The sequence below is a fragment of the Comamonas sp. MYb21 genome (assembly GCF_037479395.1).
In the GTDB taxonomy this organism is placed as follows: domain Bacteria; phylum Pseudomonadota; class Gammaproteobacteria; order Burkholderiales; family Burkholderiaceae_C; genus Comamonas.
Window position 1 is genome coordinate 49,778 of record NZ_JBBGZC010000021.1, and the last position, 22,784, is coordinate 72,561.

At 62.5% G+C, this 22,784-nt stretch carries 24 protein-coding genes; 12 read left to right on the forward strand and 12 right to left on the reverse strand.

Features of this window, described 5'->3' with window-relative positions; genetic code table 11:
- Window positions 1-88 precede the first annotated feature (88 nt).
- Together WH367_RS23665 and WH367_RS23670 are read right to left on the reverse strand one after the other, a co-directional pair.
- Entirely contained in the window at window positions 89-1,210 is a 1,122-nt protein-coding gene (locus tag WH367_RS23665) for an EAL domain-containing protein (RefSeq protein ID WP_339537923.1), read from the reverse strand.
- 232 nt (window positions 1,211-1,442) lie between these two features.
- Window positions 1,443-2,249 (reverse strand): ferritin-like domain-containing protein, encoded by an 807-nt coding sequence (locus WH367_RS23670; RefSeq protein WP_339537924.1) that lies wholly within the window; start codon window positions 2,247-2,249, stop codon window positions 1,443-1,445.
- A 114-nt stretch (window positions 2,250-2,363) separates the two neighbouring features.
- Between WH367_RS23670 and WH367_RS23675 the strand changes: the two genes are divergently transcribed.
- Window positions 2,364-2,891, forward strand: coding sequence for a gamma carbonic anhydrase family protein (locus WH367_RS23675; protein WP_339517958.1), 528 nt, complete (start codon window positions 2,364-2,366; stop codon window positions 2,889-2,891).
- 68 nt (window positions 2,892-2,959) lie between these two features.
- Window positions 2,960-3,949, forward strand: a complete 990-nt coding sequence (gene hslO, locus WH367_RS23680) for an Hsp33 family molecular chaperone HslO (protein ID WP_339537925.1) — start codon at window positions 2,960-2,962, stop codon at window positions 3,947-3,949.
- A gap of 24 nt (window positions 3,950-3,973) precedes the next feature.
- Here hslO and WH367_RS23685 read toward each other — a convergent pair whose 3' ends face one another.
- The 6 genes from WH367_RS23685 to WH367_RS23710 all read right to left on the reverse strand — a co-directional run bounded on the left by WH367_RS23685 (window position 3,974) and on the right by WH367_RS23710 (window position 9,261).
- The gene (locus WH367_RS23685) at window positions 3,974-4,573 is read right to left on the reverse strand and encodes a hypothetical protein (protein ID WP_339537926.1); all 600 of its coding nucleotides are present in this window, start codon (window positions 4,571-4,573) and stop codon (window positions 3,974-3,976) included.
- A gap of 48 nt (window positions 4,574-4,621) precedes the next feature.
- Window positions 4,622-4,900 (reverse strand): FtsB family cell division protein, encoded by a 279-nt coding sequence (locus WH367_RS23690; RefSeq protein WP_021028246.1) that lies wholly within the window; start codon window positions 4,898-4,900, stop codon window positions 4,622-4,624.
- 60 nt (window positions 4,901-4,960) lie between these two features.
- Window positions 4,961-6,247: a phosphopyruvate hydratase gene (eno, locus tag WH367_RS23695; RefSeq protein WP_021028245.1), complete on the reverse strand. Its 1,287-nt coding sequence runs from the start codon at window positions 6,245-6,247 to the stop codon at window positions 4,961-4,963.
- Window positions 6,248-6,345: 98 nt separating this feature from the next.
- Window positions 6,346-6,636, reverse strand: a complete 291-nt coding sequence (locus WH367_RS23700; protein WP_021028244.1) for a DUF1330 domain-containing protein — start codon at window positions 6,634-6,636, stop codon at window positions 6,346-6,348.
- A complete protein-coding gene (gene kdsA / locus WH367_RS23705) occupies window positions 6,637-7,494 on the reverse strand; it encodes a 3-deoxy-8-phosphooctulonate synthase (RefSeq protein ID WP_021028243.1) in 858 nt (285 codons plus the stop codon).
- Window positions 7,495-7,605: 111 nt separating this feature from the next.
- A complete protein-coding gene (locus tag WH367_RS23710) occupies window positions 7,606-9,261 on the reverse strand; it encodes a CTP synthase (RefSeq protein ID WP_021028242.1) in 1,656 nt (551 codons plus the stop codon).
- Window positions 9,262-9,450: 189 nt separating this feature from the next.
- Between WH367_RS23710 and coaBC the strand changes: the two genes are divergently transcribed.
- Window positions 9,451-10,665 carry a bifunctional phosphopantothenoylcysteine decarboxylase/phosphopantothenate--cysteine ligase CoaBC gene (gene coaBC / locus WH367_RS23715; RefSeq protein WP_339517964.1) on the forward strand — a complete coding sequence of 405 codons (1,215 nt, stop codon included), beginning with the start codon at window positions 9,451-9,453 and terminating at the stop codon, window positions 10,663-10,665.
- A gap of 57 nt (window positions 10,666-10,722) precedes the next feature.
- On the opposite strand, the gene WH367_RS23720 is transcribed toward coaBC, so the two are convergent.
- The 3 genes from WH367_RS23720 to WH367_RS23730 form a co-directional block, all read right to left on the reverse strand.
- Entirely contained in the window at window positions 10,723-11,748 is a 1,026-nt protein-coding gene (locus WH367_RS23720; RefSeq protein ID WP_339537927.1) for an Ldh family oxidoreductase, read from the reverse strand.
- A 12-nt stretch (window positions 11,749-11,760) separates the two neighbouring features.
- Entirely contained in the window at window positions 11,761-12,345 is a 585-nt protein-coding gene (locus tag WH367_RS23725; RefSeq protein ID WP_339537928.1) for a peroxidase-related enzyme, read from the reverse strand.
- Between the two features lie 89 nt (window positions 12,346-12,434).
- Window positions 12,435-12,878, reverse strand: a complete 444-nt coding sequence (locus tag WH367_RS23730; RefSeq protein ID WP_339537933.1) for a DUF192 domain-containing protein — start codon at window positions 12,876-12,878, stop codon at window positions 12,435-12,437.
- Window positions 12,879-13,194: 316 nt separating this feature from the next.
- Here WH367_RS23730 and icd point away from each other — a divergent pair, with 316 nt between their 5' ends.
- The 9 genes from icd to WH367_RS23775 all read left to right on the forward strand — a co-directional run bounded on the left by icd (window position 13,195) and on the right by WH367_RS23775 (window position 21,870).
- Window positions 13,195-14,460, forward strand: a complete 1,266-nt coding sequence (gene icd / locus WH367_RS23735) for an NADP-dependent isocitrate dehydrogenase (RefSeq protein ID WP_021028238.1) — start codon at window positions 13,195-13,197, stop codon at window positions 14,458-14,460.
- 61 nt (window positions 14,461-14,521) lie between these two features.
- On the forward strand, window positions 14,522-15,160 hold the full coding sequence (locus WH367_RS23740) for a trimeric intracellular cation channel family protein (RefSeq protein ID WP_339537929.1): 639 nt from the start codon (window positions 14,522-14,524) through the stop codon (window positions 15,158-15,160).
- Between the two features lie 31 nt (window positions 15,161-15,191).
- Complete coding sequence (locus WH367_RS23745; protein WP_339537930.1) at window positions 15,192-15,743, forward strand: DUF1439 domain-containing protein; 552 nt, start codon at window positions 15,192-15,194, stop codon at window positions 15,741-15,743.
- Between the two features lie 118 nt (window positions 15,744-15,861).
- Window positions 15,862-16,866 (forward strand): sulfate ABC transporter substrate-binding protein, encoded by a 1,005-nt coding sequence (locus tag WH367_RS23750; protein ID WP_021028235.1) that lies wholly within the window; start codon window positions 15,862-15,864, stop codon window positions 16,864-16,866.
- Window positions 16,867-16,938: 72 nt separating this feature from the next.
- A complete protein-coding gene (gene cysT, locus WH367_RS23755) occupies window positions 16,939-17,811 on the forward strand; it encodes a sulfate ABC transporter permease subunit CysT (protein ID WP_021028234.1) in 873 nt (290 codons plus the stop codon).
- Between the two features lie 3 nt (window positions 17,812-17,814).
- Window positions 17,815-18,789: a sulfate ABC transporter permease subunit CysW gene (gene cysW / locus WH367_RS23760; RefSeq protein WP_339537931.1), complete on the forward strand. Its 975-nt coding sequence runs from the start codon at window positions 17,815-17,817 to the stop codon at window positions 18,787-18,789.
- Window positions 18,790-18,812: 23 nt separating this feature from the next.
- Window positions 18,813-19,946, forward strand: coding sequence for a sulfate/molybdate ABC transporter ATP-binding protein (locus tag WH367_RS23765; RefSeq protein ID WP_021028233.1), 1,134 nt, complete (start codon window positions 18,813-18,815; stop codon window positions 19,944-19,946).
- Window positions 19,947-20,080: 134 nt separating this feature from the next.
- Entirely contained in the window at window positions 20,081-20,578 is a 498-nt protein-coding gene (locus WH367_RS23770; RefSeq protein ID WP_021028232.1) for a disulfide bond formation protein B, read from the forward strand.
- 218 nt (window positions 20,579-20,796) lie between these two features.
- Window positions 20,797-21,870 (forward strand): alcohol dehydrogenase, encoded by a 1,074-nt coding sequence (locus WH367_RS23775; protein ID WP_021028231.1) that lies wholly within the window; start codon window positions 20,797-20,799, stop codon window positions 21,868-21,870.
- A gap of 93 nt (window positions 21,871-21,963) precedes the next feature.
- Here the strand turns inward: WH367_RS23775 and WH367_RS23780 are convergent, their stop codons facing one another.
- On the reverse strand, window positions 21,964-22,284 hold the full coding sequence (locus WH367_RS23780) for an FHA domain-containing protein (RefSeq protein WP_084635905.1): 321 nt from the start codon (window positions 22,282-22,284) through the stop codon (window positions 21,964-21,966).
- Window positions 22,285-22,784 lie beyond the last annotated feature (500 nt).

A 22,784-nucleotide genomic window follows, 5' to 3' on the forward strand; every position in this document is an offset into this window, starting at 1 on the left:
CCAGCACCCGCTGCGGTGTGGGCAACAGTGCCAAAAAAAAGCCCGGTGCTGCATCAGCATCGGGCTTTTTATCTGGGGGCTATGTAGCCTAGGCCAGCACGGGCAGCAAGGCCTGCCACTCCTGGGCCAGCAGGCACGCCGATGGGGCCAGCGCCCCGGGCAGCAGCTGGTTGGCGGTTTGTGCAACGCCCATGCCCAAAATATGGCCGAGCAGCAAGGCACCGGCCACCAGTTGCAGGTTGCCGGCGGGCACTTGCGGCCAGAGCGCCTGGGCCTTGGCTGCCAGCTCTGCGCTCAGGCGTGGGTAGAGCTTTTCGCAGTGCTGGATCTGGGGCAGCTGCGGAATCTTGGCCGCCACGGCCTGCAGCATGGTCTCCCAGGCCTTGAGGTGCTCGGCCGGGTAGGCCTGGACCAGCTCGGGCAAGGACAGGTAGGGCGCGCGCGCCTCCAGGTTTTGCGACTGCGCCATGCGCAGCAGATTGAACAGCAGGGCGGGGCGGTGCTGCAGCAGCTCGACCAGGGTGGCGGTATCGGCCTTGTTGTTCAGCGCCTGAGCCAGTGCTGCGACATCGGCGGTGCTGGGCAGCACGACCCGGGCGGGAATGGGCTCGGGGCGGCTGACCGCATAGCCTTGGAGCAGATGGGCCTTGTTCTCCTGCGCCAATTGCAGCTGTGCAGCGGACTCGATCTTGTCGGCGATCAAGGTGGCCCCAGAGATGCGGCGCGCCCACTGCAGCATCAGTACCGCGCGCTCGGCAGACAGCACCGAGAAATCGATCTTCAGGTAGTTGACCAGGTCGTGCCAGGGCGCGTAGGCCGAATCGAGCACCGAATGGTTGAACGCGAGCGCAAAGCCCTTGGCACGCAAGGCTTCCAGCGCAGGGCGGCGTGCCAGTGCCTCTGACGATGCGGCATGGCCCAGCGACGGGATCTCCAGCACCACCTGGCTTGCAGGCAGCAGATTCAGATGGCTGCCGCGCAGGCTCTCGAACGTGGTGTTCAGAAACAGCAGGCCGTCGCCCAGCAAGGGGGCGGGCTCGATGTGCGAGAGCACGGCATGCGTCAGCGCCAGGTCCGATTCCAGCGTATGGGACGACGCGGTGCGTGAGCGGTTGAATATCTCGTGGCCGATGACGGCACCGTCGGCATCCTTGATCGGCTGCCAGGCAATGGGGGGTGCGGGTGACGTGAACACCATGGCAGCTGCCATGGAGGGGGGTGTTGAAGGAGGCGCGCTCGTGTGTTGCATGTACGGCTGAACCATTGCATGCATCAGTGGTGCCTCACCAGCAACTGGCGCAAGCAATGTCTGCATTTCGTTATCTCGGGATCGACGTGCATTGTCCTTCATATCAGGCATTTCACGCGTCTGTGGAGAGAGTGAACCTGCTGGTTTTGTAGCAAACTGCACACGCTTTTGGCGTATAAAAAGCGTCTGTTTGTTACAGTTGCCCCTGCAGCCAGTCCAACTCGCTCTGGCTGAACCCGGCTTCGCGGCGGGCAGACAGGTTGATCGGCGGGCGGGGGCGAGGTGCCTCGTAGTGGCTCACAAGCCAGCTGTAGTGCCGTTCCGGGTCCAGATCGCGCTGCGCGCAAAGAAACCGGTACCAGTGGTTGCCGATCGCCACGTGACCCACTTCTTCGCGCAGGATGATGTCCAGGATCGCGACTGCCTCCAGGGCGTCTGGCGCAGCCGTTTGTTGCAATTTTGACTGGATCTGGGGAGTTGCATCCAAACCACGGGCCTCCAGGGTGCGGGGCACCAAGGCCATGCGCGCAACGATGTCATCGGCGGTTTTCTCGCACATGGTCCACAGGCCCTGGTGCGCCGGGTAGTCGCCATAGTCATGGCCCCATTTGCGCAAATGGGCGCGCAGCAGCCGGAAATGCTTGGCTTCCTCGCTCGCCACCTGCAGCCAGTCCTGGTAGAAGGCCTCGGGCATGCCGCCATAGCGCCAGATCGCATCGAGCGCCAGGTTGACGGCGTTGAACTCGATATGGGCGATGGCGTGCAGCAAGATGGCGCGGCCCTCGGCCGTGGCGGGCGAGCGCCGGCCCATGGCGGTGTGGACCTTGAGCTCAGGTCTGGCCGGGTGGCCGGGCAGGCTGGTGCCCTCGGGAACAGCCAACTGCGCCTGGGGTGCTATTGAAATAGTGGCTCTTTGCGCATACATGGCAAGGGTGAGCGCGGATTTTTCCTCGGCATCGGCCACACACAGGGCCTGCAAGGCACATTGACGTAATTCCATCCCTACAATTATGAGGCTGGCGCCCCCATGGCGGCGTGCAAGGCAGGCATGGCCCGCGCTGCTGCGAGCACCAAGGGGGTGTTTGACCCAGAACCATAACCCGATGGAGACATGATGGCGAAATATGAACTCGATGGTGTGCAGCCGCAGGTTGCCGCCTCGGCATGGATTGCAGACAGCGCGCAGGTGATCGGCCGCGTGGAGATGGCCGCAGACAGCAGTGTGTGGTTTGGTGCCATCCTGCGGGGAGACAATGACCCGATCCGCATTGGCGAGGGCAGCAATATCCAGGACGGCAGCGTGCTGCACACCGACAAGGGCAAGCCCCTGGACATCGGCAAGCACGTCACCATTGGCCATAACGTCATCTTGCATGGCTGCACGATTGGCGATGCGTCGCTGATCGGCATGGGCGCCATTGTGCTCAACGGTGCCAAAATCGGCCGCCATTGCCTGGTGGGTGCTGGCGCGGTGGTGACCGAGAACAAGGAGTTTCCTGAAGGCAGCTTGATTGTGGGCAGCCCCGCCAAGGTGGTGCGCCAGTTGAGCCAGGAGCAGATCGAGGGGCTGCGGCGCAGTGCAGAGGGCTATATGGCCAATGCGCGGCGTTTCAAATCGGGTCTGCGAAAATTGCCGGATTGAGGCGCTGTGGCCCCGGGTGTGAAGCCCGGGCGCAGCAGGCCTGCATGTATTGAATTGGAAGAATTACAGTGTCTGAACTGCATAAATTTTTGTTTGATGGGCTGCCCGTGCGGGGAGCCATTGTTCGACTGACCGATGCCTGGCAAGAGATCTTGCAGCGCCGCGCAGTCAATACCAGTACCGGCCCGTACCCGCTACCGGTGCAGGAGATGCTCGGCGAGATGACCGCCGCTGGCGTGCTGATGCAGTCCAACATCAAATTCAACGGCGCGCTGGTGTTCCAGATCTCGGGCGATGGCCCGGTGAAGCTGGCCGTCACCGAGGTGCTGACCAACCTGAGCGTGCGCTCCACCGTCACGATGATTGGTGATCTGCCCGCCGATGCGACCTTGACCGATATGGTCAATGTGCATGGCAAGGGCCGCTGCGCGATCACCCTGGACCCCAAGGACAAGCAACCCGGCCAGCAGCCCTACCAGGGCGTGGTGCCGCTGGTCGATGTGGATGGCCAGCCGCTCGAGAGCATGGCCGCCATCTTGCAGCAGTACATGCGCCAGTCCGAGCAGCTCGACACCGTGCTGGTGCTGGCAGCCAACGACAAGGTGGCCGCTGGCCTCATCGTGCAGCGCATGCCGATCAAGGGCGAGGCCAATCTGGCAGCGGGTGCGCAGAATACCGAAGAGATCGACCAGATCGGCCTCAACGAAGAGTACAACCGCATCGCCCACCTGGCGGCCAGCCTGACCCGCGATGAGCTGCTGAACCTCGACGTCGAGACCATCCTGCACCGCCTGTTCTGGGAAGAAAAGCTGCTGCGCTTTGTCCCTGAAGACGGCGAAGGCGGCCCGCACTTTGCCTGCACCTGCAGCCGCGAGCGCGTGGGCAATATGCTGCGCAGCCTGGGCCAGGAAGAGTCCGACAGCATTCTGGAAGAGCAGGGCATGATCGAGGTGGGCTGCGAATTCTGTGGCCAGCAGTACCGCTTTGATGCGGTCGATGTGGCGCATCTGTTTACCGAGCGCGGCAATGACCCGCCGGCCTCCAACCTGATGCAGTGATGCCGGGCGCCGCTGGCCGCGCGCTTAGCTGGCTGGCGGTGTGATCAGGCCCTGAAACAGGCGCAGCTCGCAATCGGGGTCGCTGCATTTTTCGCAGTTCCAGCGCGCACGCGCGCCTGGGTTGCTCTGCCGCAATGCCGTGCGCAAAGCCTGCAGGCCCGGCGCCAGGGGGAACCAGTTGCACAGTGCCGCAAGTGCTTCCTGCTCCCGCCGGTGCCCCTGGCTGAACAACAATTGAAACGCCTGCCCCTGGGCCACCAGGTGCAGGCGTGCTTGCATCAGCAGGGTCTGCGCCGGATCGGTTTGGCTGGCGCTGTCACGCATTGGTGGCGCCAGCAGCAGCACGGCGTCATGCCGCGCCAGGACAGCGGCTGGCATATCTGACGTTGGCGAGGCGGTGAGTTGCGCAAAGCTGCAGGCCTGCAGCACCCATGCCGGGGGCGATGCCGTATCGCCCTGTGCCAGATAATGCGCCAGTTGCTGCGCGAGTTGTGCTGCATCCTCACAAGCTGCCGAGGCCAGATAGACCGTCGGTGGCAAGCCCTGGGGGCTGGGCATCATGGCAGAGGAGGGCGTCGCAGGCATGGCGGCGATGATACGGCCAAAGCCGGGGGCGGGCGACAAAAAAGCGCCTCCGAAGAGGCGCTTGCTGGGGCTGGGGGCTGCACTGCTTTATTTGCGCGTGTACTGCACAAACACTTCATTGGGCTTGACCATGCCCAGCTCATTGCGGGCCTTGCCTTCGACCATGTCCATGCCCTGCTTGAGGTCGTTGACCTCGGTCTCCAGGCGCACGTTCTCGCGTGTGGCCGCTTCGTTCTCTGTTTTCTGCGTGGCGATTTGCTGCTTCATGTCCTTGACGTAGGGCACGCTGCCGCGCCCACTCCAGAGCTGGGCATGGATGCTGACCAAAATGGCCAGCAGCACAAAGGGAACAATGCGAGAGATCATGGCAAACAGGGCTCGAAAGGGCTGGCGGGGCAGGGCCTGAGGCCATGCCCCGCAGCAGGCTTAGCGCAGATTGTAGAAGGCGGCGCGGCCGGGGTACACGGCCACTTCGCCCAGGTCTTCTTCAATGCGCAGCAGCTGGTTGTACTTGGCCATGCGGTCCGAGCGGCTCAGCGACCCGGTCTTGATCTGGCCCGCATTCAAGCCCACGGCGATGTCGGCGATGGTGCTGTCTTCGGTCTCGCCCGAGCGGTGCGAGATCACGGCGGTGTAGCCGGCGCGCTTGGCCATCTCGATGGCGGCAAAGGTTTCGCTCAAGGTGCCGATCTGGTTGATCTTGATCAGGATCGAGTTGGCGATGCCCTTGTCGATGCCTTCCTTGAGGATCTTGGTGTTGGTCACGAACAGGTCGTCACCCACCAGCTGCACCTTCTTGCCTAGGCGCTCGGTCAGCACCTTCCAGCCATCCCAGTCGCCTTCGTGCATGCCGTCTTCGATGGAGATGATGGGGTACTTGTCGCACCATGCGGCCAGCATGTCGGTCCATTGCTCGGCCGTCAGGCTGATGCCGCCTTCGCCTTCGAGCACGTACTTGCCGTCCTTGTAGAACTCGGAGGCAGCGCAGTCCAGCGCCAGAGCGATCTGCTCGCCGGCGGTGTAGCCGGCCTGGTCGATGGCTTCGAGGATCAGCTGGATAGCGGCTTCATGGTTCTCGACCGATGGCGCAAATCCGCCTTCGTCGCCCACGGCGGTCGGCATGCCACGGCTGTCGATGATCTTCTTCAGAGCGTGGAACACCTCAGCACCCCAGCGCAGCGCTTCGCGGAAGCTCGGCGCGCCCACGGGCACGATCATGAACTCTTGCAGGTCCAGCGAGTTGTTGGCGTGGGCGCCGCCGTTGATGACGTTCATCATCGGCACGGGCAGCTGCACACCGCCCATGCCGCCAAAGTAGCGGTACAGCGGCAGACCGGCTTCTTCGGCAGCGGCGCGGGCCACGGCCATCGACACGGCCAGCATGGCATTGGCGCCCAGGCGGCTCTTGTTGTCGGTGTTGTCCAGGTCGATCAGGGTCTTGTCCAGGAAGGCCTGCTCGGCGGCATCCAGGCCCAGAATGGCTTCGGAGATTTCGGTATTGATGTGCTCGACGGCCTTGAGCACGCCCTTGCCCAGGTAGCGGCTCTTGTCGCCGTCGCGCAGCTCGATGGCTTCACGCGAGCCGGTGGAGGCGCCCGAGGGGACGGCCGCGCGGCCCATCACACCCGATTCCAGCAATACATCACATTCCACGGTGGGGTTGCCACGCGAATCCAGAATTTCGCGGCCAACGATATCAACAATTGCACTCACTTTAGAGCCTTTCAGAGATTGAGAAAAGGGTTGGTGCGCTGCAAACGGGTGGACTGCAACTGCACGGAATCAAGGGGTTTGGCAGGGCGATGCAGCGCTTAAACGCCTTCGACCAGCACCATGCGCATGATGGCAGCGCCGGCACGTGCCTCGCGCGCCTTGCTGTATTCGGGGGAGTCGTAAAAACGGCGGGCTTGCTCGCTGTCCTTGAACTTCAGGATCACGGTGCGGCCAGGGTTCCAGTCGCCCTCGATCACCTCGACCTTGCCGCCGCGCACACAGACCTCGGCGCCATAGGTTTGCATGGCGATGGTGCTGTACTTGCGGTACTCCTCGTACTGCTCGGGGTTGGTGACGGTGACCGATGCAATGATGTATGCGCTTGGCATTTAAGCTCCAAAATTGTTTTCCAGGAAACCGTTCTTCTTGGTGATGCTGTCCAGCGCCACCATGGTTTCGAGCAAGGCCTTCATGTGCTTGAGCGGCACGGCATTGGGGCCATCGCTCAGGGCGTTGCAGGGGTCGGGATGGGTTTCCATGAACACGCCAGCGACGCCCACGGCAATCGCTGCACGGGCCAGCACGGGCACCATCTCGCGCATGCCGCCGCTGGAGGTGCCATTGCCGCCGGGCAGCTGCACGCTGTGCGTGGCGTCAAACACCACGGGCGCATTGGTTTCGCGCATGATGGCGAGCGAGCGCATGTCACTCACCAGGTTGTTGTAGCCAAAGCTGGCACCGCGCTCGCAGGCCATGAAGCTGTCTTCGGGCAGGCCCACTTCCTTGGCGGCAGCGCGGGCCTTGTCGATGACATTCTTCATGTCATGGGGCGCCAGAAACTGGCCCTTCTTGATATTGACCGGCTTGCCCGATTGGGCGACCGCACGGATGAAGTCGGTCTGGCGGCACAGGAACGCAGGGGTCTGCAGCACATCGACGATGCTGGCCACGTAGGGCACTTCGGCTTCGGTGTGCACATCGGTGAGGATGGGCACATTCAGCTCTTTTTTCACCTTGGCCAGAATCTCCAGGCCCTTTTCCATGCCGGGGCCGCGAAAGCTCGTGCCCGAGCTGCGGTTGGCCTTGTCAAAGCTGCTCTTGAAGATAAAGGGGATGCCCAGGCTGGACGTCATTTCCTTGAGCTGTCCGGCCACATCCATCTGCAGCTGCTCGGACTCGACCACGCAGGGGCCGGCGATCAGGAAAAACGGTTTATCAAGCCCGATATCAAATCCGCACAATTGCATGGACGGTGTTCCTTAAGGATGGGGTGAGAGCAAAGACGCCATGAAAAACGCAGCGTTGGTGGATGCTTTGTTTGTCATGGCTTCTGTGTGTGCCGCAGCGTGGCCGCAATTTTACTTGGCTGCCTGCTTCTTGCGATCGACTGCCGCCTTGATGAAGGCATTGAACAGCGGATGGCCGGCCCAGGGGGTGGACTTGAACTCGGGGTGGAACTGCACACCGATGAACCAGGGGTGCACCGCCTTGGGCAGCTCGACAATCTCGGTCAGGTGCTCGCGCTGGGTCAGCGCCGAGATCACCAGGCCCGCCTTGCGCAGCTGGTCCAGGTACTGGGTGTTGGCCTCGTAGCGGTGGCGGTGGCGCTCGGTCACTACATCGCCATAGATGCTGTGGGCCAGCGAGTCCTTTTGCACATCGGACGATTGCGCGCCCAGGCGCATCGTGCCACCCAGGTCCGAGTTCTCGTCGCGGGTCTTGATGGTGCCGTCGGCATCCTTCCACTCGGTGATCAGCGCGATCACAGGGTGGGGGGTCTGGCGGTCGAACTCGGTGGAGTTGGCGTTGTCCAGGCCCGCCACATGGCGGGCGTATTCGATGGTCGCCACCTGCATGCCCAGGCAGATACCCAGGTAGGGCACCTTGCCTTCGCGGGCAAACTTGGCCGTCGAGATCTTGCCTTCGACACCGCGCGAGCCAAAGCCGCCGGGCACCAGGATGCCGTCATAGCTCTTGAGCAGCTCGGCCGCATCGCTGTCGTGGATGGTTTCCGAATCCACGTGCGTGATCTTGACGCGCACATGGTTTTGCATGCCAGCGTGCTTGAGCGCTTCGTTGACGGACTTGTAGGCGTCCGACAGCTCGACATACTTGCCCACCATCGCGATGGCCACTTCGCCCTTGGGGTGCTCGGTCTCGTAGACCAGGTCATCCCAGCGCTTGAGGTTGGCCGGTGGCGTGTTCAGGCGCAGCTTGTCGCAGATGAGGCCATCGAGGCCCTGCTCGTGCAGCATGCGCGGCACCTTGTAGATGGTGTCCACATCCCACATGCTGATGACGCCCCAGGACTGGACGTTGGTGAACAAGGAGATCTTGTCACGCTCTTCCTCAGGGACGGCATGCTGGGCGCGGCACAGCAGCGCATCGGGCTGGATACCGATTTCGCGCAGCTTTTGCACCGTGTGCTGGGTGGGCTTGGTCTTGAGCTCGCCGGCCGCTGCAATGTAGGGCAGGTAGGTCAGGTGCACAAAGGCCGAGTTGTTCGGGCCGAGCTTGAGCGACAGCTGGCGCACCGCTTCCAGGAAGGGCAGCGACTCGATATCGCCGACCGTGCCGCCGATTTCGCAGATGGCGACATCGACTGCGTGGTCGGTGCCAATGCCGGCGCCGCGCTTGACGTATTCCTGGATCTCGTTGGTGATGTGCGGGATGACCTGCACGGTCTTGCCCAGGTAATCACCACGGCGCTCTTTTTCAAGAACGCTTTGGTAGATACGGCCGGTCGTGAAGTTGTTGGTCTGGCGCATGCGCGTTTCGATGAAACGCTCATAGTGGCCCAGGTCCAGGTCGGTCTCGGCGCCATCGTCCGTCACAAACACTTCGCCGTGCTGGAAGGGGGACATGGTGCCCGGATCCACGTTGATGTAGGGATCCAGCTTGATCAGGGTGACTTTGAGTCCGCGCGATTCCAAAATCGCTGCAAGGGAGGCTGAGGCGATTCCCTTGCCCAGGGAAGACACCACACCGCCAGTAACGAAGACAAATTTGGTCATGTCTTTTAGGGAGGTGGGAAATTCTGATTATAAAGGCGTATGCCCGCCTGTGCGGACAGCTGCGGTAAATGGGCTTCAACGGCCACGGGTTTGCGGCGCAGCGACCGCCGCCAACATAGCCGCTCTGCCACTGCTCTCTTGTCTGCTGCAGTGCAGCGGCCGCGCTGTGCCTCTGCTACATTGGCGGGCATGAACCAGCTCCATGGAAAACATATTGTCCTCGGCATGTCGGGTGGCGTTGCCGCATTCAAGTCTGCCGAGCTGTGCCGCCGATTGACCAAGGCGGGCGCGACCGTGCAGGTGGTCATGACCGAGTCGGCCACCCAGTTCATGACGCCCGTCACCATGCAGGCGCTCTCCAACCGCCCAGTCTATACCTCACAGTGGGATGCGCGCGAGCACAACAACATGCCGCACATCAACCTGAGCCGCGAGGCCGATGCGATTGTCGTGGCGCCTTGCAGCGCCGACTTTATCGCCCGCCTGGTGCAAGGCCGCGCCGATGAGCTGCTGAGCCTGTTGTGCCTGGCGCGGCCCATTGATACCGTGCCCTTGATCCTGGCCCCCGCGATGAACCGCGAGATGTGGGCCCACCCTGCGACGCAACGCAACCTGCGCCAGGTGCAGGCCGATGGTGCCGTGGTGCTGGGCGTGGGCAATGGCGACCAAGCCTGCGGCGAGACTGGCGACGGCCGCATGCTGGAGGCCGCCGAGATTGAGGAAGAGCTGCAGTATTTTTTCAGTGCCAAGGCGCTGGCAGGCAAAAAACTGCTGATCACCGCCGGCCCCACGTTTGAAGCGATTGACCCAGTGCGGGGCATCACCAACCTCTCGAGCGGCAAGATGGGCTTTGCGATCGCGCGTGCGGCGCAGGCCGCTGGCGCCGAGGTGACCCTGGTGGCCGGCCCCGTGCATGTGCCCACGCCGCGTGGCGTGCGCCGCATTGATGTGCAATCGGCGCAAGACATGCTGCAGGCGGTGCTGGCCAGCGTTGAAGGCGCCGATGTGTTTGTCGCCACCGCTGCGGTGGCCGACTGGCGCCCAGCCCGCGCGGCGGATCAGAAGATCAAGAAAGACGGCAGTGGCGAGGTGCCGCAACTGGCCTTTGTCGAGAATCCGGACATTCTGGCCACGGTCGCGCAGCTGCCTCGCGCCAAAAGCGGTGCTCTGTACTGCGTGGGTTTTGCCGCTGAGAGCGAAAACCTGTTGGCTAATGCCCAGGCCAAGCGACTGCGCAAGCAGATTCCGCTCTTGGTCGGCAATATTGGCCCCGCCACCTTTGGCAAGGACGATAACGCCTTGCTGTTGGTGGATGCGCAAGGCCATAAGGAGCTGCCCCATGCCAGCAAGGCAGTCTTGGGCGAGCAGCTGGTCGCCGAGATTGCCAAGCGCATCGCGCGCTAGTCCGGCCACATGCTTCGCAGATTGCAGCCGCCAAGATGGGCGGCTGTTTGCTGTGCATCAGTTCAACAAGGCCAGGATCTCGGCGTGCAGTTGGCGTGGCAGGCGGATGCCTTGCTGCGCACTCAAAGCCCGCGCGGCATAGCGCCGCTCGGAGGGCAGGCGTGCCCCCTGGCCTTTGATCGCGGCAAACAGGGCCTCGGCACGCGCCTGGTGGCCGGGCCAGTCTTCGCCAGCAAAGCGTTCAGGGTCAAAAGCCAGCACCAGGTGGCCATGGCAGGGCATGCCGCCGGCACCGGCGTCCAGCGCCATCGATTCCTGGCTGCCCAGATCTCCAATCAGCATGCCGGCCATCAACTCGACCATGGTGGCCAGGGCCGAGCCCTTGTGGCCGCCAAAGGTGCGCATCGCGCCCTGGGCTACGGCGGCCGGGTCGGTCGATGGCTGGCCCTGCGCATCGATGCCCACGCCTTTGGGCAGCGGGGTGCCGGCGCGGCGGTGCAGGTCCAGATCGCCGCGCGCAATGGCGCTAGTGGCGAAGTCAAATACATAGGGGTAGGGGCCCGGCCGGGGCCAGCCAAAGGCAATCGGGTTGGTGCCAAACACCCCTTTGCTGCCGCCGGCCGGGGCGACCCAGGCATGGCTGGGTGTCATCACCAGCGCGGCCAGGCCTTGGTCGGTGAGCATCTCCACCTCCGGCCACAGCGCCGTGAAGTGGCAGCAGTGGTTGATCACCAAGGCGCCCATGCCCAGCTTGCGCGTGGCAGCCACCAAGGGCGGCAGGCCCACTTCCAGCGCCCAGGGCGAGAAGCCGCGCTGGGCATCGACCCGGGTAATCGCGCCTTGCGTGGGCTGCAGCAGAGGAGGGGCTTGCAGGTCCACCAGGCCGGTGCGGATGGTGTGGGCCGCGCTCAGGATGCGGTAGGCGCCATGGCTTTGGCAGGCATCGCGCTGGCCTGCGACCACGATGCGGGCGATGGCCTGGGCATGGTCTGCGCTCAAGCCCAGGTGCTGCAATACCTGCAGCGCCAAGAGGTGCAGGTCGCTCTCGCTGATCAGCAGGCAGTCTTCTTGTCCTTGATCCATTCTTTTGCCGCCTCAGGCCTTGCTGCGGGGAATGCGGCCCATCAGATAGAACTCGTCATTGGGCTGCATGCCGGCAAAGCTGGCCATGCGGTTGCTCAGGCCAAAGAAGGCGGTGATGGCCGCAATGTCCCAGATGTCTTCGTCATCAAAGCCATGGGTGTGCAGGGCGCTGAAGTCCGCCTCGTCAATCTCCTGCGAGCGGGTGCAGACCTTCATCGCAAAATCCAGCATCGCGCGCTGGCGAGCCGAGATATTCGCCTTGCGGTAGTTGACGGCCAACTGGTCGGCCAGCATCGGGGCCTTGTCGTAGATGCGCACCAGCGCGCCATGCGCGACCACGCAGTACAGGCACTCGTTGTGCGCGCTGGTGACGGTGACGATCATCTCGCGCTCGGCCTTGCTCAGGCTGCTTTCCTCGCGCTCCATCAGCGCATCGTGGTAGGCAAAGAAGGCGCGCCATTCCGCCGGGCGGCGTGCAAAGGCCAAAAACACATTGGGGATGAAGCCGGCCTTTTCCTGCACCTGGGCGATGCGGGCCTGGATGTCCTCGGGCAGGCTCTTGAGATCGGGCAGGGGGTAGCGCGCAGTTGCAGCCATGGTCATGTCTCCACAGGGTTGTTCTGCGGACCATCATAGAGGCAAGCCCTGCGCTGGGCCTGCCTGTTGGTGACTACTGCAGGGGATGGTCAGTTTGCGCTGAAAGGGCGGCCGCGCAGCTTGGTGCCGGGCGCAATGCCCTTTTGCTTGAACCAGCCCTGGTTCATCTCCAGCACATAGCGCACCGGCTTGCTCGAGCAGTGCGAGTCTTCCGTCATCGGCTGCATATCGGCCAGGTTGACGATGGTGCCGTCGTCACTGACAAAGGCGGCGGTCAGCGGCAGGATGGTGTTCTTCATCCAGAAGCACTGGGTGCCGGGGCGGTCAAACACAAAGAGCATGCCTTCGTTGGCCGGCATGTCCTTGCGGAACATCAGGCCGATTTCCTTCTCGCGCGCCGTCTGCGCCACCTGCGCATGGATGCGGTGCATGCCGGCGGTCAGCTCGGTGCGGGCCAGCTGCATCTGGGGCTCCCCGGTGGGCGCCACCTGCTGCGCCGCAGCCGGCAAGGCCGCAGCCAGTGTGCAGGCCATGGCCGATGCGGCGAGGCAGCGCTGAGCGAGGCGGGAAGAACGGATGGCCAAGGGGGTGGGGAACATGGTGGTCAGGACTCTCACAAAGCGGGGTGCACGAGATGTGCCGTGGCGGCGCAGCGCGCCATAGCCGGTTTTATACACCATGCCAGCCTTGCTGCGCGCCCGCTGTGCCATGCCCGGTGCCGGGATCAGATGTCACAGTTTGTGCAGCCGGGCCCGGCCGGTATTTGTCGATAGAATCGTTGGCGGTAACACATGCGCCTGGTGCCTGGTGTGGGGCTGGGCTAAGAATCAGATTGGGAGATTTGTGACAATGCGTGCTCAACATATCCAGCAACCCGAGGGCGGGCAGGCCATCACGGCCAATGCGGACCACAGCCTGTGCGTGCCCGACCAGCCCATCATCCCCTTTATCGAAGGTGATGGCGTGGGCCGCGACATCACGCCGGTGATGCGCAAGGTGGTGGATGCAGCGGTGGCCCAGGCCTATGGCGAGGCCCGCCGCATTGCCTGGATGGAAGTGTTTGCCGGTGACAAGGCAGTTGGCCTGTATGGCGAGGGCCAAAGCCTGCCCCAGGAAACCATGGATGCCATCGGCCAGTACCTGGTTGCCATCAAGGGACCATTGAATACGCCAGTGGGCGGCGGCATCCGCTCGCTCAACGTCACCCTGCGCCAAACGCTGGACCTGTATGTCTGCCTGCGGCCGGTGCGCTACTTTGAAGGCGTGCCTTCGCCGGTGCGCGAGCCCCATAAGACGCATATGGTGATCTTCCGCGAGAACTCCGAAGACATCTATGCCGGTATCGAGTTTGCCGCAGGCTCGGACCTGGCCGTCAAGCTGATCGCCTTTTTGCAGCAGGAGATCGGCTCGCAGAAGATCCGCTTTCCGCAAAGCTCGGGCATCGGCATCAAGCCCGTCTCGCGCGAAGGCACCGAGCGCCTGGTGCGCCAGGCCATCCAGTACGCGATCGACCATGACAAGCCCAGCGTGACCTTGGTGCACAAGGGCAACATCATGAAGTTCACCGAAGGCGCGTTCCGTGACTGGGGCTATGCGCTGGCCAAGAAGGAATTCGGCGCCGAGGTCATCGACGGCGGCCCCTGGATGCGCCTCAAAAGCCCCAAGGATGGCTCCGAGATCATCATCAAGGATGTGATTGCCGATGCCTTCTTGCAGCAGGTGCTGCTGCGCCCGGCCGATTACTCGGTGATTGCCACCCTCAACTTGAACGGCGACTACATCTCGGATGCGGTGGCCGCGCAGGTGGGCGGCATCGGCATTGCGCCGGGTGCCAATCTGTCGGACCGGGTCGCGGTGTTCGAGGCCACGCATGGCACGGCGCCCAAGTATGCGGGCAAGGACTATGTCAACCCCGGCTCGCTGATCCTGTCGGCCGAGATGATGCTGCGCCATATCGGCTGGAGCGAAGCGGCGGACCTGATCATTGCCGCGATGGAGGCCACCATTGCCTCCAAGCGCGTGACCTATGACTTTGCGCGGCTGATGGATGGCGCCACGCAGGTCAGCACCTCGCGCTTTGGCGATGAGATGATCAGCAATATGCAAGCTGCCTGACCTTCCACCGGTGGGGCGCGCATCTGGCCGCGCCCCGCCTCTTACCTTGTTGCCCATGGCCATGGACACACCGCACATCATCGACACTGCGCGCCAGGTGCTGGAGATCGCCGCGACGATTGCGTTTGCGCTGTCCGGGGTGATCAAGGCGGCGCACAAGAAGCTCGATGTGGTCGGCGTCTGCGTGGTGGCCTTTGTGGCCGCGTTTGGCGGCGGCACCTTGCGCGATCTGCTGCTGGACCAGCGGCCTTTTTTCTGGGTGCGGCAGGAGACCTTTGTCTGGGTGATCCTGGGCATCAGCCTGCTGGCCATCATTTTTTTGCGGCAGCGCCATTTTGCGCTGACCGAGCGCGCCATGCTCTGGCCCGATATGCTGGGTCTGGGCCTGTTTGCCGCGGTGGGTGTGGACATGGCCGCCGAGCAAGGGCTGCCCGCGCTCATTTGCGTGATGATGGGCGTGATCACCGGGGTGTTTGGCGGGGTGTTGCGCGATGTGATGTGCGGCGAGATCCCGCAGGCTTTCCGTGACCACCAGCCCTATGCGGTCTGCGCTTTTGTCGGCGGCTGGGTGGATCTGCTGCTGCGCAGCGCGCCCGTGCCCGAGATGGCGCCGATGCTCGGCTGCGTGTTCGTCACCGCCGGCCTGCGCGCGATTGCGCTGTGGCGGCACTGGCGGCTGCCGAGCTGGCGGGTGGAATAGGCAAGGTTGTAGCAAGAGGAGTTGTGCAGGCATGGGAAAAAAATTTGCATGGTCACTGCTGGCGCTGCTGGCCTTGGTGGGCGCCGCTGCCATCTGGTACCTGGCGGGCAAGACCTATGAAATCCGCATCAGCCAGGCGCAGCTTGAGCAAAAGCTCGCCGAGCGCCTGCCGCTGACCCAGCGCTACCCGCTGGTCTCCGTCACCATGGCGCAGCCCCGGGTGCATTTGAATGAGGACAGCGAGCGGGTCGACTTCGGGCTGAACATGACCGTCACCACCAACACGAGCGGCAGCCAGCTGCTGGGCGCGCAGATCGATGTGTCTTCCTCCTTGCGCTATGACGCCGAGCGCGGCGCGATCTTTCTGGACCAGCCGCTGATGGACAAGCTGGTGGTGCAGGGCCTCGATGAGCGGCGCACGGCGATGGCACAGGTGGCGCTGGAGGCCGCCATGGCCTCGTACCTGGCCCAGCAACCGATCTACACGCTCAATGCATCGGACACGCGCCAGCGCGTTGCGCGCATGGCGGTGCGCGATATCAAGGTTGACAAGGGCGTGCTCGTCATCATTCTGGGCCTGTGATGCCGCGCTTTTTCTATATTCTCAAAACACCATAAATTAACAAAAATATATTCGTTTGAGTTTTAAGTACAAAAGTCCACAATTTGCTACATCACTTCATACAAACGGGTAGCAGAACATGAAACTGGGTGGATTGAAATCTTTGGTGGTTGCCGCAGCGGTGGTGGCCAGTGGTTCGGTGCTGGCACAAAACCAGCTGCTCAATGTCTCGTATGACGTGGCCCGCGAGTTCTACAAGGACTACAACACGGCCTTTATCGCCCATTACAAGAAGACCAAGGGTGTCGACATCAAGGTCGACCAGTCCCATGGTGGCTCCAGCGCTCAGGCGCGTGCCGTGTCCGAAGGCCTCGCCGCCGATGTGGTGACCTTCAACACCACGACCGACGTGGAGTTCCTCGCCGAAAAGGGCGTGGTTGCGAAGGACTGGGCCAAGAAGTTTCCCAACGACGCATCGCCCACCACCTCGACCATGCTGTTTCTGGTGCGCAACGGCAACCCCAAGGGCATCAAGGACTGGGATGACCTGATCAAGCCCGGTGTGCAGGTGGTGGTCGTGAACCCCAAGCTGGGTGGCAATGGCCGCTACGCCTATCTGGCCGCCTGGGGCCAGGCCCGTGAAAAGGGTGGGTCGGACGCCGATGCGCAGGCCTACATCAGCAAGCTCTACAAGAACGTGCCGGTGCTGGCCAAGGGCGGTCGCGATGCGACGGCCGCCTTCCTGCAGCGCAATGTGGGCGATGTGCTGATCACCTTTGAATCCGAAGTGGTCTCGATTGACCGTGAATTTGGCAAGGGCAAGGTCGATCCGGTCTACCCATCGGTGAGCATCACCGCAGAAAACCCGGTCGCCGTGGTCGAGCGCACGGTCGAGAAAAAGGGCACGGCCGAGCTGGCCAAGGCCTACCTGGACTTCCTCTACTCCGATGAAGGCCAGGAAATCGCCGCCAACCATGCGATCCGCCCCCGCAGCGAAGCGGTGCTGAAAAAGCACGCCGACGTGTTCAAGCCGATCAAGCAGTTCACCGTGGGCAAGTACTTTGGCAGCCTGGGTGAAGCGCAGAAGACCCATTTCAGCGACGGCGGCTACTTCGACAAGCTGTTCACCGAACCCAAGAAGTGATGAGCCAGCAGCAGCGCCCGCCAGCCGGGCGCTGACTGCGTATTTCCTGTAGATTTTTGCCGATCGGAATCCATGTCAGCTGCCATCACTGCCCCGGCCAACGCCGTGCCCAGTGCCAAACGCCGGAGTGCCAAACGGGTACTGCCAGGCTTTGGGCTTACCCTGGGCTACACCATTTTCTACCTCAGCATCATTGTGCTGATCCCGCTGGCGACCTTGCTGTTCAAGACCTTTGAGCTGACCTGGGACCAGTTCTGGACCACGATCTCCGCCCCCATTGCCGTGGCCGCCTACAAGGTCACCTTCGGTGCCTCACTGATCGCCGCGCTGGTGAACCTGGTGTTTGGCATGCTGATCGCCTGGGTGCTGGTGCGTTACAAGTTTCCGGGCAAGAAGATCGTCGATGCGCTGGTCGATCTGCCTTTTGCGCTGCCCACGGCCGTCGCCGGCATCTCGCTGACCGCCTTGCTGGCCGACAACGGCTGGATTGGCCAGTACTTTGCGCCGCTGGGCATCCAGCTGGTGTTCAACCGCGTCGGTATCGTGTTTGCGCTGATCTTTATCGGCTTGCCGTTTGTGGTGCGCACGGTGCAGCCGGTGCTGGAAGATTTTGAAAAAGAGCTGGAAGAGGCTGCCGGCAGCCTGGGCGCCTCGCGCTGGCAAACCTTTTACAAGGTGATCCTGCCCGCGATCGGGCCCGCCTTGCTGACCGGCTTTGCGATGGCCTTTGCCCGCGCGGTGGGCGAGTATGGCTCGGTCATCTTCGTCTCCAACAACATCCCGATGGAGTCGCAGATCACGCCTTTCGTCATCATGGCCAAGCTGGAGCTGCATGACTATGCCGGTGCCACCGCCATTGCGATGGTGATGCTGGTGATCTCCTTCGTGCTGCTGCTTCTCATCAACGGCCTGCAAAGCTGGCAGCGCAAGCGTGCGGGGATTTAAACCATGCCAACCATGTATCTCGTATTGATTGCCATCGTGGTGGTGGTGCTGGGCACGGTGCTGGCGCGCTACCAGTATGTGGCCCGCCATGTGCCCGAAGTGCAAAGCACCGTGACCGAGCCGCGCTGGGTGCGCTGGACCCTGACCGGCATTGCACTGACCTTCATGCTGCTGTTTTTGCTGCTGCCACTGGTGGCCGTGTTTGTCGAGGCGCTGCGCAAGGGCTGGGACACCTATGTGGCGGCGCTCACCGAGCCCGATGCCTGGTCGGCCATCAAGCTGACCTTGATCACCGCGCTGATTGCGGTGCCGCTGAACCTGGTGTTTGGCGTGGCAGCTGCCTGGGCGATTGCCAAGTTCGAATTCAAGGGCAAGGCCTTGCTGACATCGCTGGTGGACCTGCCGTTCTCGGTATCGCCGGTCGTGGCGGGCCTGACCTATGTGCTGCTGTTTGGCGCCAATGGCTGGTTTGGCAGCTGGCTGGAGGCCCATAACCTCAAGGTGATCTTTGCCGTGCCGGGCATTGTGCTGGCCACCGTGTTCGTGACCTTCCCCTTCATCGCCCGGGAGCTGATTCCGCTGATGCAGGCCCAGGGCAATGACGAGGAGCAGGCGGCCATTGTGCTGGGCGCATCGGGCTGGCAGACCTTCTGGCGCGTGACCCTGCCCAATATCAAATGGGGCCTGCTGTATGGCGTCATCCTGTGCAATGCACGGGCCATGGGCGAGTTTGGCGCGGTCTCGGTGGTCTCGGGCAGCATCCGCGGCCAGACCAATACCATTCCGCTGCATGTCGAGATTTTGTATGCCGACTTTCAGTCTTCTGCAGCCTTTGCGGTGGCGTCGCTGCTGGCCTTGCTGGCGCTGGTGACCCTGGTGCTCAAATCGATCGCCGAGTGGCGTGCCGAGAAAGAGCACAAAGAGGCAGCCAGCCTGCCGCCCGAGCGGCCGCGCGATGACAGCGCAGCCACGGCATAAACACGGTATTTTCGAGGTCGGATATGAGCATTGAAATCCAAAACATTTCCAAGTCGTTTGGCAGCTTTAAAGCGCTCAATAACGTCAACCTAGACATCAAATCCGGTGAACTCATCGCGCTGCTGGGCCCCTCGGGCTGCGGCAAGACCACCTTGCTGCGCATCATCGCCGGTCTGGAGTCAGCCGACCAGGGCACCATCCAGTTCAGCGGTGAAGACACCACCGATGTGCATGTGCGCAACCGCAATGTGGGCTTTGTTTTTCAGCACTACGCGCTGTTTCGCCATATGACGGTGTTCGAGAACGTGGCCTTTGGCCTGCGCATCAAGCCGCGCAAGGAGCGCCCGAGCGAAGCCCAGATTCGCGAGAAGGTGATGAGCCTGCTCAAGCTGGTGCAGCTCGACTGGATCGCAGACCGCTACCCCTCGCAGCTGTCGGGTGGCCAGCGCCAGCGTATTGCGCTGGCCCGCGCGCTGGCCGTGGAGCCCAAGGTGCTGCTGCTCGACGAGCCCTTTGGTGCACTCGATGCCAAGGTGCGCAAGGAGCTGCGCCGCTGGCTGCGCCGCCTGCACGATGAGCTGCATGTGACCAGCATCTTTGTGACCCATGACCAGGAAGAAGCGCTGGAAGTGGCCGACCGCGTGGTCGTGATCAACAAGGGCCAGATCGAGCAGGCCGGCACGCCGCAGGAAGTCTGGGACAGCCCGGCCAGCCCCTTCGTCTACGGCTTTCTGGGCGATGTCAACCTGTTCCATGGCCGCGCCACCGGCGGGCATACGGTGGTGGAGGGGGGCGTGCAGATCGATTCGCCAGAGTTCGCCTCGGCCAACAATGCCCAGGCACTGGCCTATGTGCGGCCCCATGAGCTGGATGTGGAGCGCTATTCGCCCGGCCAGGAAAAAGACGCCGATGGCCGCCAGCGCGGCATCGTCGCCCAGCTCGACCGCGCGATTGTGGTCGGCCCCATCGCCCGTCTGGAACTTATTGCCATTGGCGGGCACCAAGCCCAGGGTGCCGAGGCTTCGAACAGCGACAAACTCATCGAGGCGCAGATTTCTGCGCAGCAGTTCAAAGCCATGGGCCTCAAGGAAGGCGAGACGCTGGTGGTGACACCGCGCCAAGCCCGAGTTTTTCTCGATCAAGCAGCCAATATCTAGTGCCCTGACGCTCGCGCCTGCGCCTGAAGCTGTGAGACCCGGTTCTGCCCTTTGGGCGGGGCCGGTTTTCTGGTTTCAGGCCCCTGCAGGTCTGTACGCGTAAGATGGCGGGGTTGGCAGCATAAGGACATGACTTGAACTGGATCTGGAACGCACCGCGCCGCACTTTGGCGCTGATTTTTGTGGCCTGTGCGGCCATGATGGCCTTTGGCATGTATTTGCAGCACGTGGTGGGGCTGGAGCCCTGTCCGATGTGCATCGTGCAGCGCTACTGCCTGATTGCGGTTGGTGTGCTGGCGCTGCTGGGCAGCCTGCGGCCCTCGTCGGCCGGCTGGTGGAAGAGCTTTGGCGGCCTGGCGCTGCTGTTCTCGGTCTTTGGCGCCTTCACCGCAGCGCGCCAAAGCTGGCTGCAATGGAACCCGCCAGAGTTCGCCACCTGCGGGCGCGACTTCTACGGCATGATCGAGAACTACCCGATCAGCCGCTCGCTGCCGATGATTTTCCGTGGCTCGGGCGATTGCACGGCCATCGACTGGACCTTCCTGGGTCTGTCGATCGCCAACTGGTCCTTCCTCGCCTTTGCCGCATTCAGCATCGTGCTGCTGCTAGCCTTGTTCAAGGCCAAGCGCTGAGCTGCTGCGATCTGCCGACCAACGCCCCTTTCTAGGGGCGTTTTTTATGGCCGATTTGGGTGGATGACGGCTTGGCTGCCCTTTATCGCCAATGCGACTGGTGTGCGTGATAGCCAGCTTGTGCAGAAAAACGGCCGCACTAACATGCTGATCTGGCAGGCATCGAGACAGGCCCGATGGCCCGGCTCATTACAACGAACAAGCAACAAGGAGATCGCATGATCAGCTATGACGTCACCGGCTTTGGTGAACCCCTGGTGCGCAGCGAGCGCCCAACCCCCGTACCGACCGGAGACCAGGTGCTGGTGCGCATTGAGGCCGCAGGCGTGTGCCACTCGGACCTGCACATCTGGCATGGCGAATACGACCTGGGCAATGGCAAAAAGCTGTCGATGGCCGACCGTGGCATGAAGCTGCCCTTGACCCTGGGCCACGAAATTGCGGGCGAGGTGGTGGCGATGGGCCCGGATGCCAAGGGTGTCGAGATCGGCAAGCGCTATGTGGTCTTCCCCTGGCATGGCTGTGGCGAGTGCAAGGTCTGCAAGCGCGGTGACGAGAACCTGTGCCTGGCTGGCAAATCGATGGGCGTGTACCAAAATGGCGGCTACGCCGACCATGTGCTGGTCAACCATGCCTACTACCTGGTGGACATCGGCGACATGCCCGCCGAGCGCGCCGCGCCCTATGCCTGCTCGGGCCTGACGACCTACAGCGCGATCAAGAAGATCTCCCCCCAGGTGTTCAAGGACGAGAAGGTCGTGCTGTTTGGCGCTGGCGGCCTGGGCCTGATGGCCATCTTGCTGATGAAGGCCATGGGTGGCGCCGGCGTCGTGGTGGTCGAGCCCGATGCCAGCAAGCATGCGGCGGCATTGAATGCAGGCGCCGATGTCGTCATCGATCCCAAGTCGGCGGACTTTATCGCGCAGGTCAAGCAGGCTGCCGGTGGTGCCGTCTGGGCCATCATTGACTGCGTGGGCTCGAGCCAGACCGTGCAGCAGGGCATCGACATGCTGACCAAGGGCGGCCACCTAGTGCAGATTGGTCTGTTTGGCGGCCATGTGGACCTGCCCACCCCCACGCATGCGATCCGCGCCATTACCTACCAAGGCACCTATGTGGGCAACCTGGGTGATCTGCGCGAACTGATCGCGCTGGTGCGCGACAAAAAACTGAGCCCGGTGCCAACGACCTGCATGCATTTCAGCAAGGCGTTCTCCGCGCTGGTGGCGCTGGAGCAGGGCAAGGCCGTGGGGCGCCTCATGCTGACCCCCAACGAGGAAGCGGTGGCCTGATTCTCCGGCCGCTGAACCCGATCGCCACGGACCAGGCCGTGGCCATGCAAAAAGTCCGCGAATGCGGACTTTTTTTCGTGGAGCGGCAGGCGCTTATTCTTGCGTCTCCAGGGTCGGCACGGAGCCGGACTTGACGACGATCTGGAAAGGGCCGACGCTGACCTGGTCACCCGCATACAGAACCTGACGCTTGACACGGCGGCCGTTGACAAAGATGCCATTGGTGCTGTCATGGTCCTCGACCATCAACAGGCCAATATAGTAACTAAAGGCCCCATGGTCGCGGCTGATGCTCGGGTCGCTCAGGAAAAGACCGCTGCTCGGACCTCGGCCGATGGCCGTGCAACCGCGTTCCAGCTGGATGGCGCGGGGAGGGGATTGCAGATCAGAGCGAACAAGGATTTCCGGCAACATGGTGAGCTCCTAGAGGAACTGGCTATTAAAAGGTCTGGGCGGATTATGCATCTATTATTCGCTCACAATTGATACACATTGCCAATCATTGTCATAGCTGCGGCCAATGCGCAAAAACTATGAAAAAAACCAAATAAAAACAAAGAATCTAAAAGATGGGTGGGCGATTGTAGGGGTTCGTACCCGTCCTCGGTGCCGGCTTTGTGGCAATCCCTACTCTTTTGCTCGGCGGCCTGGGTCTTGTTTTGGCCCCGGTCATCGGTCGCTCAGCAGCGAGCACGCATCTGCTGCCTCGATAGGCGGGTGGACAAGCTTGATACTTACGCTGTGCACCATCCGCACCCTTTATCACCATTGCCCAGCAGCCCGCATATGCAAGGAATACGCTGTCCGATAACAAGCGGCTGTAAGCCTTTCCCCACTGCTGAATCGCCCCGGGTTTCCTAGACACCTCTGAGCCTCAAATCTGAGGCCCAATAGGAGGTGCCATGACGAACAAG